Annotated in this window: 7 protein-coding genes; 1 reads left to right on the top strand and 6 read right to left on the bottom strand. The window is 56.2% G+C overall.

The annotated features are described in order from the left end of the window. The first annotated feature begins 776 nt into the window (after positions 1–776). A complete protein-coding gene (locus IPL32_17875) occupies positions 777–1,049 on the top strand; it encodes a hypothetical protein (protein ID MBK8467687.1) in 273 nt (90 codons plus the stop codon). On the opposite strand, the gene IPL32_17870 is transcribed toward IPL32_17875, so the two are convergent. From IPL32_17870 to IPL32_17845, 6 genes are read right to left on the bottom strand one after another with little or no spacing between them, the layout of a single operon-like run. Beyond that, positions 1,046–8,107 carry a hypothetical protein gene (locus IPL32_17870; protein ID MBK8467686.1) on the bottom strand — a complete coding sequence of 2,354 codons (7,062 nt, stop codon included), beginning with the start codon at positions 8,105–8,107 and terminating at the stop codon, positions 1,046–1,048. The two genes, IPL32_17875 and IPL32_17870, sit on opposite strands and share 4 nt — an antisense overlap. Before the next feature lie 9 nt (positions 8,108–8,116). Beyond that, positions 8,117–10,444 (bottom strand): hypothetical protein, encoded by a 2,328-nt coding sequence (locus IPL32_17865; protein ID MBK8467685.1) that lies wholly within the window; start codon positions 10,442–10,444, stop codon positions 8,117–8,119. A 13-nt stretch (positions 10,445–10,457) separates the two neighbouring features. Further along, on the bottom strand, positions 10,458–11,486 hold the full coding sequence (locus tag IPL32_17860) for a hypothetical protein (protein ID MBK8467684.1): 1,029 nt from the start codon (positions 11,484–11,486) through the stop codon (positions 10,458–10,460). Position 11,487: 1 nt separating this feature from the next. Next, positions 11,488–13,062 (bottom strand): hypothetical protein, encoded by a 1,575-nt coding sequence (locus IPL32_17855; protein MBK8467683.1) that lies wholly within the window; start codon positions 13,060–13,062, stop codon positions 11,488–11,490. Continuing rightward, positions 13,059–15,305, bottom strand: coding sequence for a hypothetical protein (locus IPL32_17850; GenBank protein ID MBK8467682.1), 2,247 nt, complete (start codon positions 15,303–15,305; stop codon positions 13,059–13,061). Before IPL32_17850 ends, IPL32_17855 begins: the two co-directional genes overlap by 4 nt. Next, a complete protein-coding gene (locus IPL32_17845; GenBank protein MBK8467681.1) occupies positions 15,295–16,740 on the bottom strand; it encodes a hypothetical protein in 1,446 nt (481 codons plus the stop codon). The genes IPL32_17850 and IPL32_17845 overlap by 11 nt, the downstream gene beginning before the upstream one ends. Positions 16,741–16,837 lie beyond the last annotated feature (97 nt).

The raw sequence follows: 16,837 nt of genomic DNA, 5'->3' as shown, positions 1-16,837 counted from the left end.
GTGGGTTAAGCGTCTGATAATCACTCTCACCCCTCGCATGCACGAAGTGATGAGCGATCACATGAACAAGCCGATTACTCGATTCATGGACGACACAACCCTGTGAGCCGCCCAGGCAGAGTTGGTAAAGCACTAATCTTTCACTCTCTGACACTCTCTGTTGTAGGTTTCGTACACTTAGCACGTTGACATGCTACAAAGAGAAAACCCCTGCGAACCTTGTGCTGCAAGGCTTTCAGGGGTTTTGAGTGGGGCGATGTACGGGTTTCGAACCCGTGACAACTGGAATCACAATCCGTCGTAGCCCTTGTGGCACAAGGTTCTTCGAGGGATAACCACTCCATCAAACTCTTTCTGACTCTTTTTGCTTGGTTATCGGCAAAACAACACTTGTCAGACAGATTTTGTGCGTGTTCCGGAATTTGCAAACTTTAGTCTGGGATTACGTTTTTACTCTACACATTTACTGGGTTTGTAAGGGTGTTTTTTAGAGGCCATACGTGAAAAAGGCTATATACCTATCTCGCTTGTTATATTTAATAATTTTAGAACATCAGAACAAAACCGAGCTAATCCCTGTTGTGGCAAGGTTTTCAAGGTGTTCCAAAATGTGTTCCCAGCCGTTCTGAAATTTTGTTTTTCGGAACAGCAAAAACAGCACTGTTCTGAAATTTCGGTACAGAGATAACTTGCACTTTTGTTTAGGGCGATCCCCTGCGAATAGCCCCGAAATATAATTGGTTTATACTGGTCACTCGCATATCGAGGATGCTGTCATGACCAAGACCCTGGCCACAATTCTATTGTCGCTAATAGCCACCAGTGCATCGGCATGGAGCAACTATCACTACGACCCGCTGCGGGTGAAAAACTACAAAGCATTCTGCAAGAAGATTTTGGCGCAGCCCGTCCCACCACCCTTCGTCTGTGATCGGAAGATGAGCCTCGACGGCGGCAGAACCACCGTCGATTGCTATGTACAGGAAGGTGAGAGCGACGAGTTGTACCACCACAACTGCGAGCGAGAATTTCCCCAGTTCAAGAACTAGCCTACAGCGCGTCTGGCGATGTTACCGAACGGCAGCGCACCTGCTGTCTCACCAACCAGCGTCTTGTCTTGGAAGAATGGTACGCTCAGGAAGCCCTGCACCTCATCTGCTGTCGGGCCGAAGAAGTTCGCCGGGTCTTTGATATTGCCAGCAAGCATCTGCGGCACACCCAAGAGGTTCGCCCTGTCGAAGCCGTAGCTCATGTAGCCACCCAACCCACTCTTCATCCATGCAGGCTCGTCACCGGGGATCAGCATCTCCTTGGCAGCACCGGCAGCGATGGCAACGGGCATGTAGCCAGTAGCCGCCACCAGCGCAGGACGGTAGTTACCCAAAGCCGCTTGTTTCAGCACGGCTTCCAACATCACCTTGTGGAAGGTGTAGGTGTAGGACTTCAGGTGCCACAGCGCCACGTAGTTCTGGTCACTGCCCCAGATCGTACGCTGTGAGGCGTTCGGGCGGAGCACGCTGTCGTTGACGAAGCGAGCCATGGCAGCGTGGTTCAGCGGGTCGGCAATGTCGAGATTGCCCTCAGCATCTAGCCTGATCTCTGAGGGATCAGCACCGGCACCAAACAGGCGCTCCACACGGGCCTTCTGAGCCTTGTCACTCATGTCGACCTTACCCTTGGCCCAGTCAGTTATGATGCGCTCACCCACGGCTGTCGCAGCGATGCGCATGCCACGGTTCCAACCCTCCATGCCGATCTTGCGGAAGAACTTGTCGGAGAACGCCTTGGCCTTGCCAGACAGGTACATCGACCCGTACGCCTGACCAAGTGCATCTGAGTAGGTAGCCGCGTCCACCGTGCCCCACACCTCGGCACGTTGAGCTTGCCCGTCCTTCGACTTCGAGTTGTCCCAGGCCGAGAGCTTCACTTCCCGCATACCAGTCACGAAGGCTTCCCAAGCGTCGTTCAGCGTGCCGCCGTTCAGCGTCAGGCCAATCACGTCATTAAGCGAAGTGAAGAGCGAGGTCGAGAGCAGACGCACAGACTGATAGGTGATCAATGCGCTGTTGATCGTGCGTTTGGTGTTGGAGATGTCGATACCGAGGGTGCCCTCCAGGCCCTGCACAGCACGCACCGCTTGCGACAGGTTGTGTGCAGCCTTGCTGGTATTCTCGTTGAACTTCTCTTCTCCCACTTCAGCGAGGTGTGCCGCGTTACCCACGCTGCGCAGTGTCGGATAGGGTTCGGCAAAGTTATCCGGATCAGCCGCCTTGGCCTTATTCCACGCTTCCTTGGCTGCAGGCAGATTCTCCTCTGCTTGAGCCACGAGGAACTCGTCTGCCATCTCGCTCAGGAAAGCACGATCCATGATGTCGCGAATGTTCTCGCCACCATTACCAAAGCGAGCTGTGAACTCTCCGCGCTTCGTCATACTGGCAATGTAGGAGGAGTAGGCGTTGATGAAGTCCTTGTCCTTGTACTGGTCGAAGATCGCAGCGTCGATCCACCACAGCGAACGCTTATTGACTGAAGCGGCCAGCGGAGAGATACCGAGGTTGTTCACGCTCTCGGTGATGTCCACCTTCGCTGTCGAGATGATGCGGTCGACAATGGCTTCAGCAACCATCTCGGGGGTGACTTCAGCAAGGTCTTTGTCGAGCGCATTGCGAGCCGCATCACCTGCCTTGCTCTTCTTCAGCTTCTCTCCGCGCACCGCCTTGATCTCACCGTTTGCCTGCTTGGCAATCTCGGTCAGCTCTTTCATGTGGTGCTTCAACAGATCGGTCTGCACCGCTTCGCGGTTCTTCGCCACGGCATCGCGATCCCAAATCTGCGGCATGCCAAACTTCTTCTGACGCTTGACCGGTTCCCACTTACCCTCATCGTTGAGCCGACTGATGTTGCGCTCTTCGATGTAGTCCATCATCTCGTCGTTCAAGCCCTTCATAGCCGTGACCACTTTGGCAATGCGCTCAAGCGCAGGCACTGTGTCCGTCGCCAGCGCTTCACGCACCAGCTCCAGCTCGTCAGCCTGCAGACCTTCGATGATGTTCTCGAACTTGTTCTGGAAGACAGCGTTGACGTTCGGATAGGCATCGAAGTAGCTGCCAAGCGTGCCGGTCTTCAGCCGCTTCAGCGGAGCACCCGCCTTCTGGTTGAACAGCGTGGCAAGCTCGCCAACGTGCTTGTTCTTCGTCGCTTCCATCATGCCTTCGGCGCTGTAGACGTATTTCCCTGCACGCAGGGCCAGCTCTTTGTAGGCAGCTCCGACGTGGGCCAGGGCCTTGTCGTGTGCCTCAGTTGTCTTCGTCAGCTCGCGCACCGCAGCTTCGTGTGCGCTGGAGTCCTTGAACTGACCTTCGGAGAAGGCACGCATCACATGCTCAGCGTGGAGCTGGTCGCGAATCTCTTTCGACACCAGACCAGCCACCTGACGGAACATCTGCTTGATGCTCTCAAAGAACCCGGTGGTCTGTGGGCCGAGCTTCAACAATCCAGCGCTCCAGAACTGGTACATGTAGGCAGCGGCCTCTTCAGGGTTCTTCAACTGCGCGAGCGCAGCAGGTTCCTTCGCCAGCAGGTTCTCCATGCGGCGCATGACGATGCCTTGCGTAGCCACACGGGTGAGGAGGTTCTGCACTGCCGCACCTTTGTGCTTGCTCAGGATGTTGAAGAACTCGTGCATGGTCTCATGGTAGCTAGTGCTGAGTACGTCAGAGTTGAGAGCGAGGGAGATGATGTTCTTCGCCCCATCCAGCCCCGGTGTCCACCGACCAGACTCGGTACCGTTCTCACCAAGCACACGACGCAGGCGAGCGATGACAGTATCCCCAAGCGTATCGAGGATGTGCTTCTTCGCCGCAGCGATCTGCTCCTTGGTAGCTTCCGTAGGGCCAGTAGTCTGCGCGTTGAAGAGGTGGCCTTGACCCCAGGCTTTCATGGCTTCGCCATGGGACATGTAGGCTTCGACATCATCCGGGTGCACGATGTCTTCACCGGCATATATACCGCCAATCAGATCACGCGCCTCTTCAATCGAGTCCGCGATCCAGCCGTCTTCGTGTAGAAGCTCACGCAGTGCGTCAGCGGACATGCCACCTTTCTTGAACAGACCGGGCCGCCTGCGGTTGGAGATACCTGCCGTGTCACCAGTCAGATCGAGAGATTCTTTCGGATCGATACCACCATGCTTCTTGATGAAAGCCAGCACGCTTCGTAGCTTCGGTGCCTTTGGCGGCTTGCCCAGTTCTTTCACAGGATCAGTTTCAGGTTCGACAACAGGGGTGGGAGCAGACTTCGCCTGCGCTTTCGCAGCTTTCGCTGCCTCGGCTTCTTCCTGCTCGACAGCAACAGAGGTGGCAGCTTCGCGCACACGCTTGAGCATGGTGAGAGCTTCCTCACCCTTCACTCTGAAGAATTGCTCGATACCATACTGGCCCATCTTGGCAGCTTCACTCAAGACATGTTGAATAGTTGTGAAGCGATCCTTGCTGAGCTTGGCGAGTTCTGCGTTGAAAGCAGGCAGGCCCTTCTTGATCGTCGTCATAATCCACTGCTTCGCATCGTCTGTAGCACCAACGCGCCGAGCCTTGACCGTGAAACCCTCTGCAGGTTTACCACCGCGAGTGCCACCACGTGTGTTGCCACCATAGCCGCCGCCTTCGGCACCAGCACCCAGACCTGCAGCAGCACCAGTCTGATCACGGTGGATCGGATCACCTCCCTGCGGGTCTTCACGACGGTAGCTGTGTTGCACTTCTTCGTCAGCCACCTTCTCGCTGGCCACGAGGTCTTCCTCAGCTCGCACGAAGGCTTCTTTCTTCTGCCCCTTCGCGACAGGTTGGTCGACGTTCTTGGGAAGCTGCCGTCCATTCTTGCGAGCCTGAGCAATCAGCTTGTGCTGATACGCTACGGCTTCCGAGTCGGCCTTCGCACGACTGTGGATCGGCTCTTCTCCCTGACGGCTACCCGTGTTCATCAGGTCATCGACGCTACCCTGAAAACGATTCCGTTGATCGGTGTAGAACGCATTCACGAGCTTCGGACTCTTCAAGACACCCTCAAGGTACTTGACGTACTTGTCCTGCTTCTTCGCAACGGCCTTGGTGATCGCAGCGTGTACTACAGCCAGACGCTCAGCGTAGTTCTTGGCGAACGGGATGCGCTCACCTTCTTTGTCACCGCTAACCAGTTCCTTCTGCTGTTGCCGCCATGCGTCAGCAATCTTGCCCATCACGAGCTGGAAAGCCGATGGCAGACGCTGCTTAGTCTTGGTACCGACAGACGAGTTCTTGGAGCCTTCGATCCACTTAGGCTCGGCCCACGAGGCTTCCACCTTGTAGCCCACACGCCCGGTGAAGCGGCTATCTGCCTCCATCAGTGCGGCGATGGTGGCAAGCATGTCGTTGTAGCTCTCCTGCGCACCCACGCCACGGTTCATGTCGCCTTCACCGGGGTGCGCCTTGCGCGACTTCTGCTGGTGACGCACGAGTCGATAAGCCGAGGTGATGAACGGGGTCATCGTCTTGCCATCAGCGTCGATGCGCTCAAGGAACACGGTGCCGTGGCTGATCGTCGCGGCATCGGTGTTCGGCTTCACACCGCGCTCTTCGAACTTGCCGATGTCAGCCTTGCTGATCGCATCGAACGGTGCCGCGCTCTCGATCTGGTCGACACGCAGCATGCGATATCGCTCGTTGATCTTGCCAAGGATCGCAGCACGTCCCTCTGCAGGCAGACCTTCAACATAGTCGCTGACACGCACACCTTCGCCGTACTCCTTCATCGCACGCTTCTCGGAGTCCTTCAAGAAGTCCGCGCCGTACAGATCGAGGAGATCATTCTCTGCGTTGAACAGTTCTGCGCCGTGCACTTCCATACGAGCACGGTCAACTGCACCGATGCTGGTGCGGCGCTCATGCGACTCAGCCTTAGCGATGTTGTTCTTCATCGCCTCAGCCTGATCGGTATTCTTCATGTCGTACGGGTGACCGGCCTTGTTCCAGGTGCGAATCTCAGTCGTCTCACCACCTGTTTCGCTCATGCCAGTGCGCGTGTCGACCACATCATCCGGGCCGACGCCATCTTCGTTCTTGACACCCGTGTCCTCGTTAATCGAGGCACTGAGCTGGTCGTCGCTCAGACTGTCTCCAGCCAGTGTGTTCTTACCCTTCGGGGCCTCGAACTTCGACATGGCATTGGCGATACCTTCCTTGCTACCGAAGACACGCAGCAGCACTTCCTCTTCTTTCTTGGTCGTGCCATTCTGAGCCATACGGCGCAGCTCAGGGATGAAGCTCTCGATCTGCTTCGCCGGGTAGAGTTTGCGCACGGACTCGGGCATGGCACCAGCAACGGCGTCAAATACCGCCGTTGCGTTAGCGTGCTGCTCCGTTGCCAGCTTCTCGATCTCAGGCAGCTTGGCTGCGGTATCGAAATCAATCAGACCCTTATGCGCGGCCAGCTCAACCGCTTTGCGGATCAGCGCGGGTGTTTTCTTGCCGTAGTGCTTGGTCAGGCTGTCAGGTACGAACAGATTGCCATCAGCATCCTTGAAGCCGCGAGAGACCCAGCCGAGCACCGACACGGCCATCTTGCGTTGCGACTCATCCGTGTGCTGGCTGGTGGCGCTCAGGAGCTTCTCGTCGACACCCTGCTTGCGCCAGATGTCGGCCACTGAGGCAATGGTCTGTTGCTGCTTCGACTTGTCACCGAGAATACCTGCCTCGATGTCCATGCGGGTCGATGCGGGAACAGCTTGGGGCATCTTCGCATTAACATCCCATGCAGGTTGCTGAGTAGGCATGACCATGGAAGACTTGCTCGTCTCACCCGTGCGCTGAGCGATCTCGTCAGCGATGTCGTTGTGCGGCTTCGTCAGACGACCCGGCATGTGGTTAGTCGTCATCTTGTCGCGGTACCGTGACCAGTCACCGTCCTTGGCATACACCTCTGCCGCAGCACGGTCTTCAGGTGTGGCCGCAGGATCGTTCATCACCGACTCGGCGTGCTTCGCTGCCATGAGGTCTTTCTGAGCAGCGGTGCCACCGGGCGAGAGCAGTGTGTCGAGGGCGTCCTCGCTCGGCATCATTAGCTCGGCCAGATCACGCGCCTTGCCCTTGCCTGCTTCCACCAGCTTGCCAGCTTCGAATGCGGCCTTGCCTAGCGGGTCGGCAGCAACATCCTTCACGGCTTCAACGCCGTTGTCCACCTTGGCATGCGCAGCCGAAGCGAGGCCACCCATGAGACCCATGCCGCCACCGGCAACAGCGCCAGCCATACCAGCGTTAAGCGCCTGCAACGGGTCGATGTTACCCAGCGCGTGGTCCTTGAGGTAGTTCTCAGTTGCCTGCCCCGTAAGGTCTTGGGCCGCTTCTGTGCCGAACTCGGTGATAGCACCCTGTCCTGCGGCTCTGCCAATTGCGGCAAGCCTGTCGCCCTTCCCAACGCGCCCTGCCAGTCCCGCCGCCTTTCCCACCATCATGGCTGGCACCACAGCTTCGAGTGCACCTGCAGCCACACCCTTCACACGACCTGCGTCCTTGATCTCCTGCATGGTCTTGTTGGCACGAATCTGCGGGTCCATCATGGCCGACGCGAGTGTCTCGTTTGCCTCCATGTTGTAGCCACCGAGGAATCCACCAACTCCCGCACCAACCTTTGCACCAAGACCCGGATTCTTCGTGACGATGCCCGTCAGTGCACCTGCACCCGCACCTGCCAGTGAACCCGCCACGGGTATAAGGGTGCTTCGCAGCCCCTGACCCATGCTCCCAGTCGCCCAGTCGACAGCAGAACCAGCGCTGTTGATGTCGGTGAAGTTCTGCGTCGTTGGTGCCCACTGCTGCGCCTGAGCGGCTTTATCATGCATCTGCGTTTCAAGCGCTTGTGCAAGTGCGACGTCACCACGACGGTAGGCGTCGTTCGCGTTGTCCGCTAGGAACCCAACATCCTCTTGCAGACCCGCTGAACGCAACCCTCGACCGAACTGACTTGTACCTCGCACATAAGCGTCGGTGAGAAATGCCTGATTCTGCGGTGTGTTGAAGGCCGCGACCTCCGGATTAGCCTCAAGAGCGTACTGTTGCGAATCAGCAAGTGTGATCATGCGAACCTCTTAGTTCACGCGGGTTTTTAGGAAGTGCTCAAGCTGCTGTGGTGTAAGCGACTTGGACATCTCAGCAAGCGTGGGGTTACGATTGTGGGCGTCGCTGTAGGCTTCGCTACCAACCTTGTACCAAGGGGCTTTCTCTTTGCTGACTTGCGTCTTCGTGCCGTTCCAAGGCTTCTGACCCCAACCAAACCAGCGTGCGCCGTTTTGCTCAAGGGCCATCTCGATAGCCAGTTCATCTTGCAGCGCGGCAGCAAACTGTTCAGGCGCACCCTTGTAGTTCTTCTTGAACTCGCTGGAGTACTTGTCCATCAGCCCACGACGCTGGTGATAGCCATCGGCTTTTGGATCGCCAGCAGCGGTGTCAAGCATCTTTGCAACACGTTCATCGTGCTTGTCTTGACGACCAGTTTCGTACGTGCGATCAGCGTTCATCTGACTCTGCTGATCTTGACGCAAACCTCGATTCAGATTCGCCCGTGCGATACCTGCCGTTGCCTGCTTCGCTGCGTTGTTGCCCTCAATCTCATCTTCCTTGAGCATGGCGGCAAGGCCCAGTGCGCCTTCATTGCGCCATCCAGCACTCTGAGACTCAAGGCTTCGTTTGTAGCGGTCCTTCTGCATTTCGCGCAGGGTAATTTTGTCCTGCTGATTGCGTGCAATAGCTTCCTTGTAGCGAGTGGTATCTTCCCAACGATTTGTCGGGTTCCCATCAGCCCCAATGTATTGGGCCTTCGTCGGTACGCCACCTGAGTAAGAGGCTTGCGGTTTTCCATCGGCACCGATGGTAGTGCCGATTTTCACACCACTACCTTCAATGTCATGGGCTGCTTGGAAGGTGTTGCGAACACCGGCGTCTGTAGCCAAACCCTGAGCGCGTGACAAACCACGATCCGTGAGCATTTTGTCACCGAAGTCGCGCATGCCCTGCGCTTCTTCGGAGCGGGCCTGAAGATCGGTCGGCGTGACAGGTTGTGTTGGCGCAGCAGGTTGCGTTGGTGTTGGCATAGCGACAGGTTTACCTTTAGCCGTTTTCTCAACCATTGACGCGCTGGGTTTAGATTCTGCACCATCGAGAATCGCTTCGTTCTTTGCTCGTATGCGAGCACCCTGCGAGGAATCAACAGGAGTTGTATTACCCTTAGCCTCATTGATGTTGTCATAAGCAGCGACCATACCTTCTCTCGACTCAGGGTCAAAAATACTGCGGAGATTTATACCGCCAGCACCAGGAGCGAGTTTTCTCTGATCTTCGTTCAACTCTGGGCGAACACCGGGCATGTATCCGAGGCCGGGGAGCACACCCCCTGCTAACCTACCAATAGCTGATGTGCCGGTACTTAGGGCAGCTGGTGGTTTAATGGCTTGTCCGAGAAACTTGAGATTCTCTACAGCCCTCCCCAAGCGAGTGGCTTGTTGCGCAGCAGGCGCAGCAGGCGCAGCAGGCGCAGCAGGCGCAGCAGGCGCAGCAACGGGTTGTGCCCCCGAAAGAGCACGTGCGGCTTGTTGCCCCATGATTGTGCTTTTTGCGCTCGGCTTCACTACATTACCAAAGTCATCGACAACAGGGACCGGGTTTCCTTTAGGTAGCCGCTCAAGTAAATTACCTGCGTCGTCTACACCACCCCCAAATGCATTCATCCCCTCGCGCAACCCACCGCCCGAAGTGGCCGTGGGTCGACCTGTCTTCGACTCGATGAACGCTTCGATCTCCTCTGCGGCAATCGACGCAGGGAACACAGCAAAGCGCTCGTTCTTCGACACGTGGATGTTCTTGCCATGGACGTTCACATCAACCTTGTCGTCGCGCCCGCTGCCGTCACCGGGGCCTTGGATGTTGTAGACCTCGTTCTGCTCAGGGTCTACAACACCGCCGCTGCGGAGGCTGAACTTCGTCTTGACACCGGGCTGCTGCGCAAGATTGTCACGCAGTCGGCCCATGACGTCCGTCTGCTGGCGCTCCATCGATGCACCCGCCGATGTGCCTACCATCGCCATGGGTGAGTCAGCCTTGTAGGGCTGATTGCCAGGATTCATCAGGTTCGAGCGATCCGTATTCGACAGACCTTGCATCGCTTGACCGAGATTCACGCGATCTGTCAGCGCCTGTACCTGCGTACGGTTCTGACCGTATCCAGGCCGCATCGGTGCTACCGTAGGGCGAAGTTCACCCCTACCGCCACCGTACGACGTAGCCACGCCGCCACCGGGGCCAGCGAACATGCTTGTAGGCTGCGCATCAGGTACGGTGCTCATGAAGTTGTCCAGTACGCCACCCTGTGCCATGCGCAGACCGGCCTTCGCCTTGAAGTTCTTGGTAATGTTGGATGCCATTTGTGTTCTCCGATTATGCAGCTACGCTGTAGCCAGTACCTGCGCTCGCGTGGACGTTGTTGTAGAGGCTGGTCGCCATGGTGGCGAGTGCTTGTGCTTCAGAGAGAAGTGCTTTCAGCTTGTCTTCGATAAGGGTCAGGTCAGACACCTGATTCTTCGTGGCAGCTTCCTGTGTGGCGCTGGCGTTGAACTGACTGACGCTTGCAGTGAGTCTCGCAGCTTCAGTGCGTGCGTTGTAGAACTGGGAGGCACTTGAGATAAGCTTGCTCTGTGCGTCGTAGCCGGTAGAGATCAGCTTGCTCGCCATGTCGGGGCCAGAGGCCAGTGCCTGGATGTAAGCGATACCGTCAGCCATCGCCTCATGGCGCAGACCGACCGCTTTCTCGACGACGAAGCGAAGCTGGTCGACAGAAGCCACAGTGATCTTGCGCCCAGCCTCAGCTACACCATCTTGAGCCTTCTGCTGGATTTGAAGCACAGCACTTGCCGCAGCACCGGGCGGGATAGGGTACCGCATGGCAGCGAAAGTCTGCAGCACTGCATCCGAAGCACGAGCTGCGTCGGCATAGATCGCATCGCTCGCGTCGGTGAGCATCTGGGCACGCACTGCTGCAGGGAGACCACTCTCGTCGGCTAACCCTGCCTGAATCCACGCATCGACAGCGGCATAGTCAGCCGAGTCGTTCGGAAAATAGGTGGTGCGGAAATAGGTAAACTTGTCGGAAAGCAGCGCCACCAATTCAAGGTACTTGGTGTCAAACAGCGTCATCACATCCGTGACGTTCACCGTGGATGGAATCGTGACAGCTGGCTCAGTCACAGTCGGCGCTGTTGCTGTCGATGCCGTGATGTGCGGTGCGCTTGCGCCATCCAGCCAGCCGGTGGTCGCAGCAGCAATCTTCGCGTCGTAGTCGTATGCCTTCTCACCGGCCTTGTTCCACGCTGCGTTGATAACGTCGGCCATGGCGTTGAGAGATGTCTCAGCACCCGGCGTGTACGTACCGGGGAATACTGTGATGATATCGGTAGGTGTGTACGGCATATTAGATTCTCCGCGAAGAGGCGATGGCCCCGAATGAGATGGAAGCCATGGTGAAAGCTGAACCGTTTGTGTTTGTCAGCGCAAGATCGAACCAGTTTTCGAGTAAGCCCTTGCCCGGATCAATGCGCTGAATTTTCAAATCCTCGCTGCTGCTACGCGCAAGGTACTCATAGCTCGTGCCATTCGGCGTAGTCACTGTGAGCATCATTTGGTCGCTCGCATCGATGCCTAGGTACACAGCAGGGATAGACTTCTTCGCCTCAGTCTCGAAGTTCATCTTGCCGAATCCGATTGACGCATCGACAGCAGCCTCGCTGTCAATCTGATAGATTCCATCAGAGCGCGTGACGTAGTTACCAGATGCAGAGGTGAATGGCACGCTATAGGTTGTCGCAGCCTTGTTCTCAAGGTTCACCGTCCACCCGCAACTCATCACGCGGGAGTAGCCCGTCGTCTCGTAGATCGTGGAGAAACCGGACTGCGGCGGAGTGAGGTCAACGTTCTCAGTCATCACCGCTTCCACCTCACCAGAGGTCGCACCGAAGACGAAACCCTTATCACCGAACCACCCACACATGCTGCTATCAGGCATCTTGAATGCAGTACCGGCGACGCCGCCATACGGCAGCACGGTGGCCACCTGTTCTTTCGGTGCCCCCAGGTCGCCAGGGAACCAGTAACTCTTGTCAGCCACGATGAATGTTCCACCCTGATTCTCTACAGCCACCGTAACATCTGCCGGGAATGGGATATATCCACTAGCTGGCAGATAGTAGCCATGGCGGTACGGAAGACCGACAAAGACCGTGTTCTGAGAGAAGCTGCACAAGCGTCCGTTGGACATGAACAAGGTGCCTGCCGGTAGTGGCTCCTCGAACCGACCATTGGACTCGCGACCAGTGCCGAGAGCAACACAGTCGTAGCTCGCCGTACCTGTGACAACAGATGTCACCAGTTTCGGCACCGAGCCGTTCGCATCCGAGAGGTAGATGTTGACGTGAGTGGCCCCAGTGGTCGCCGCAGGTAGCACTACGTGGATACCGCTCGTGGTCGTCAGCTCGATGTTGCTTGACGCACTGATACCACCCTCTTCGCCCGTGGTGGCGTTGCTGTAGCTCACACCGACTTGATACCGACCGGGAAGAAGTCCACCCGTTGTGATTGAGATCGTTGGCTCATCCGGGGTGGGCAAGGCCAGGGGGTAGACAATACCGCTTGTCGCGCGCCCTGAGTCTGTGCCGTTCGAGTAGTAGGTGCTGCCGTTCGCCTCGACGTAGGACATCGCTGCGTCGCTCGTGAGCACCTTCAGCATGGTCTCTGCATATGTCGGAAGGGTGATCGAATAGAGCACGGCAGAGCGCACGACAAAGCTGTCAGCGAAGAGACTGTGCGGGTTCGCCATGGCGGCGATGCGGGTAGCGCCGTCAATGCGGCGCAGCTTGCCAGCGTTGTTCACATCCACGTTATCTGCGCTGCGGAGGTACTGACCATTCATGGTGGACGTGGCCACGCGCAACGAGAAGTCAGGCTTCCTGTTGTTGATACCTAGAAACGGGGCAAGGGCTTGCGTCTTCATATGCGAGTAATCTCCATACCCGGATAGCCGGTGAAACCTGCGCCAAGCTGGCTCTGCCAAACCCCCTTGACACCGTTGGCGTATTGTACCTTAAAAGGGGTCGAAAATAGCCTATCCCATAGTGCCACGTTCCGTGTGGCGGGGCCAGGCCCGGTGTAGTAAGGGGCCGAGCCGATATACCGCTGATATACATTCTGGAACTGGAACGGGATGAACGTCACCATCCCACCGTAGTTGTCCATGCCCGTCCACGCACTTGGCTGTACCACCTTCAGAGTGAAGTCGACATACATCTGAGGCACTGCCCCTTGCAGCTCCTCAACCCGTGTCGTATAGGCGATGTACGGGCAGTTACCCTGCGACATGAACGGTGGGGCCAGGATCGGTGGTGGCCGATACACTTTGTGATAGGTACCCCCGCCAAGGTTCAGACCCGCATCGCCTTCATAGACAGAACCCATCAGCAGCCCCGGCTCGTCGTCAAGGTCTTCGTTGAATACCTCGAACGTGTAGCGATTGCCGCGAACCGACAAGACGTACTCCACCAGAAGCTTCTTGGTGACGGTAGGTGTATTCACCCCATTGACGTAGTTGTTCACCACAACGTAGTTGAGCTTGGATTCAAGCGCGAGGGTCACCCCGTCGTCGACATCAGCAAAGACGAAATCACGCGTCGTGCATTCAAATGTGGTGGAGCTTGTACCGTGATTACCCGACAAGACGGACACGGCATAGTTCGGAATTCGGTTGTCCCATACAGCGGGTGCGTTATTGATCGAATCAACATATGCGCTTGCCGCAGCCTCACTCTCAAACCAGTTCGTTTCCTCAGAACCTGGACCCGGTGACAACTCCGGGGAGGCCACCCGCACTTGCTGATTAAGCACATTAAAGTTTTCGATCACCGCCGTCGTACTGTCATACAGTTTTCCAATAGCCGAGTCGAGCGTCACCCTAACTGTCGATGTCGCACTGACCTGGCTGCTGCTACCGACTGGAGAGGCGAAGGTCGTCCCCAGATAAACGTGCCTAGCCCTAACCTCGCTGCGCCTATCTGCCGCGTAGGTTATATCGAGCGATGAGTTCAGCGTAAGGGGGATAGACGACCCGGTATAACCTGTCACAGTAGATGGTGTGTTCGTCTGACTTGTAGCAACGGTGTCATTCGAAGAACTGCCCTGTATATATGGAAAATCAGGATAGGGTTGTGCAGTTTCCACAAACACAGCCTCTATCGTTGACGCGATCTGTGACCACACGGTCGTTGTGTTATAGCCAGAGACAGGTGCAGCCGCCATCGTCGCTGTACCCTTGGTCTTGTAAGCTGTGCCGGGGAACTGGATAGTGGCTGCACCGCTACTGCTACCTCGTGATAGAGAACCAGTAAATACAACGCAGTACTGTTGAGACGCCAAGTATGGGTAGCTCCATAGCATATAGTGAGAGCCGCTACCGCTCCCAATCTGGCTGAGATAGGGGGAAGCGAGTGTGGTCTGAATTTTTGACCACGACCAAGCAACACCAAAAATATTGTCACCGTCTGTGTCTGGCTGCGCCATGTAGAAATGAAAGGTGTCGTCTGCTGAACGCACACCTGCACTACCCATATCGTCATAGGAACCCGTCGCTGTCAGGAAGCTCTTCTCTGTACCTGTCGTGGATACTGAGGACACGCCCTGCCCTGACGGCGCACACTTTCCGAAGAACACCGTGGAGCGCGTGCTATCACCAGTAGCCTCCGGGTGATAGGCACCGTCAGTGGCGACATAGGGCACTACGTATCTGTCGTAGCTCGGAGTGGTGGTCGTTACCAGTGTAGTGGGCGGGGTGACACCGTTGTTCTTCAGCGTCGTGGTGTCTAGTCGCAGCACATCTTTCCAGAAGCCCTGTGTCCCTGTGCGCAGCACACCCACTGCATAGCTGCACGGGCCGATGACCAGGTTGTTGATGAGCACTTTCAGCCCACCACCGTAGCGGTTGGCAACGATGCCAATAGTGTCGCCAATGTGGCTGAAGACAAAGGTGCGGTTGATGCCCGGAGAGGTGACCTTCTTCTTCACCGTGATCTCTGGCATGCCACTACGAGTGACGAGCATCTTCTCATCACCGTTCAGTTCAGGTACGACGGTCTTGCGAATGCCATTAGGGCCACCGACGTGTCTGATCATCCGGTTCTCTTCTGCCGTGCCGAGGATACCGTCGCGTGTGGGGAAGATCAGCTTCCCATCATCTTCAAATGCCATAACAAACCTCTGCGTGTTCTGGGGTCAGCACGTAGCACTGCTGCATCTCTTCCGGTGTTGGCACAATGAGATACGCACGGCAGGACGCTGCAGCGGAGAGATCGCTCTCCATGGTGATCTGTGTGGTCAGTTCAGTGACGAGTGTCGATAGCTGATCGAGGGCTGCTGCCAGCCTGATCTGAGTTACAACATCCGCTGTGAGCGCTGCCTGTGCTGACAAATTTGCTGCGATGCGAATCTGACTTAACAGCGATGACTCGGCGGTGGAAGCGCATGTCAGGCTCGCGGAAAAACCTACACCCGTCGATAGTCTTGCAAATACTTCGCTCTGTGTTTTAAGTTGTGCTGCCAGATACGCTGTTGGTGGAACATAGTCTGTCAGATCAGCAAAGATCGATTGTGTGGCAGATAGTGCTGCGTAGAAGCGACCATCCAACGTCGCAATCAATGAGGGTGGCGAGCACGACAGCGCTGCCTCAAGAGCAATCAACGAGTCGCTGAGAGTTGCAAGCGCAGTACTAGAAGCCGATAAGTCGGCAAAGATTCCTGGATCAAGCGCCGCCGTAACCGTACTGGTGACGGTCGGGTAGCTGTCTAAGTTTGCCGCATCTTGTCCGATGAAAATAGCATCTGTGGTGTTAGCATTCGCACGGCTAGATACCAATACCAGCTTGCCACTCTGCAACTGGAATAAATCAAATATCTCGTCATACGATGCAAGGGCACTGGGCTTATCGCACAATGTTGAGAAAGTAAGTGTATCGCCAGATACCGTGATCTCTTGTAGATGGCCGGAGGTCAGATAACCCGTGGATGTCTTTAGAACGGAACAGCCGATAACCCTGTTAGGAAATACTCGAAGCGTGACCCGCTTGCCGAACTCACTTGGCAAATTAACTGTTGTTGCCGCTGTCCACGTGATGGTGTCCCCACTCACCACACCGAGATAATAGTAAGTGCCGTTGGAGGTTACAGCGATCAGTCGCCCATCGTTGAGGACATCATAAGACCACCCTTCCCACCCAGCACCTTGAGACCACCCAGACTGAGTGCATGTTGCCCAGGTGATCGTATTGGAAGAAACTGTGCCGAGTTGACAATTCCCGTGGTTGCTCCAAACGCAGATTCTTCCATCAGGTAAGGTGACACAGGAATTGACGTTATTGAAATCGCCAGCACCTCCCCAAGCCATCGCTGCTGGTAAATCTGTTGACTGCACCCACGAGTATGTATTGGTACCCGACGAGTAGGTGCCTAGATACGTGGTCTCATCGTATGACCCTGTGTTCCACCAAGAGCCGCCGACAAATAACCTTCCGTCTGACAACTTAGTGGAAAAGTTATTTGTCGATGAGTTTTCCCCACTTCCGTATGGGGGGACGGAAGTTGTTGTGCCGTTCGAAGTCAGCGAGCCGCTGGAGAAATCGAACGACATTGCATGGGCGGCTACCGATGCACCTCGCGCATGGATGCTGTGGTACCGCTCGTCTGCTCCAGCGGAGTGGATCAGTACCGACCGAAGATACGAGTAT

Source organism: Chloracidobacterium sp. (assembly GCA_016711345.1).
Taxonomy (GTDB): domain Bacteria; phylum Acidobacteriota; class Blastocatellia; order Pyrinomonadales; family Pyrinomonadaceae; genus OLB17.
The sequence above is the reverse complement of the archived record's forward strand: the minus strand, read 5'-3'. Positions and strand labels throughout refer to the sequence as shown.

Excerpts from the sequence above, each read along its gene's own strand:
- IPL32_17860 (MBK8467684.1), bottom strand. The coding sequence starts at position 11,486 with ATGCCGTACACACCTACCGATATCATCACAGTATTCCCCGGTACGTAC.
- IPL32_17875 (MBK8467687.1), top strand. The coding sequence starts at position 777 with ATGACCAAGACCCTGGCCACAATTCTATTGTCGCTAATAGCCACCAGT.
- IPL32_17865 (MBK8467685.1), bottom strand. The coding sequence starts at position 10,444 with ATGGCATCCAACATTACCAAGAACTTCAAGGCGAAGGCCGGTCTGCGC.
- IPL32_17850 (MBK8467682.1), bottom strand. The coding sequence starts at position 15,305 with ATGGCATTTGAAGATGATGGGAAGCTGATCTTCCCCACACGCGACGGT.
- IPL32_17855 (MBK8467683.1), bottom strand. The coding sequence starts at position 13,062 with ATGAAGACGCAAGCCCTTGCCCCGTTTCTAGGTATCAACAACAGGAAG.
- IPL32_17870 (MBK8467686.1), bottom strand. The coding sequence starts at position 8,107 with ATGATCACACTTGCTGATTCGCAACAGTACGCTCTTGAGGCTAATCCG.
- IPL32_17845 (MBK8467681.1), bottom strand. The coding sequence starts at position 16,740 with ATGTCGTTCGATTTCTCCAGCGGCTCGCTGACTTCGAACGGCACAACA.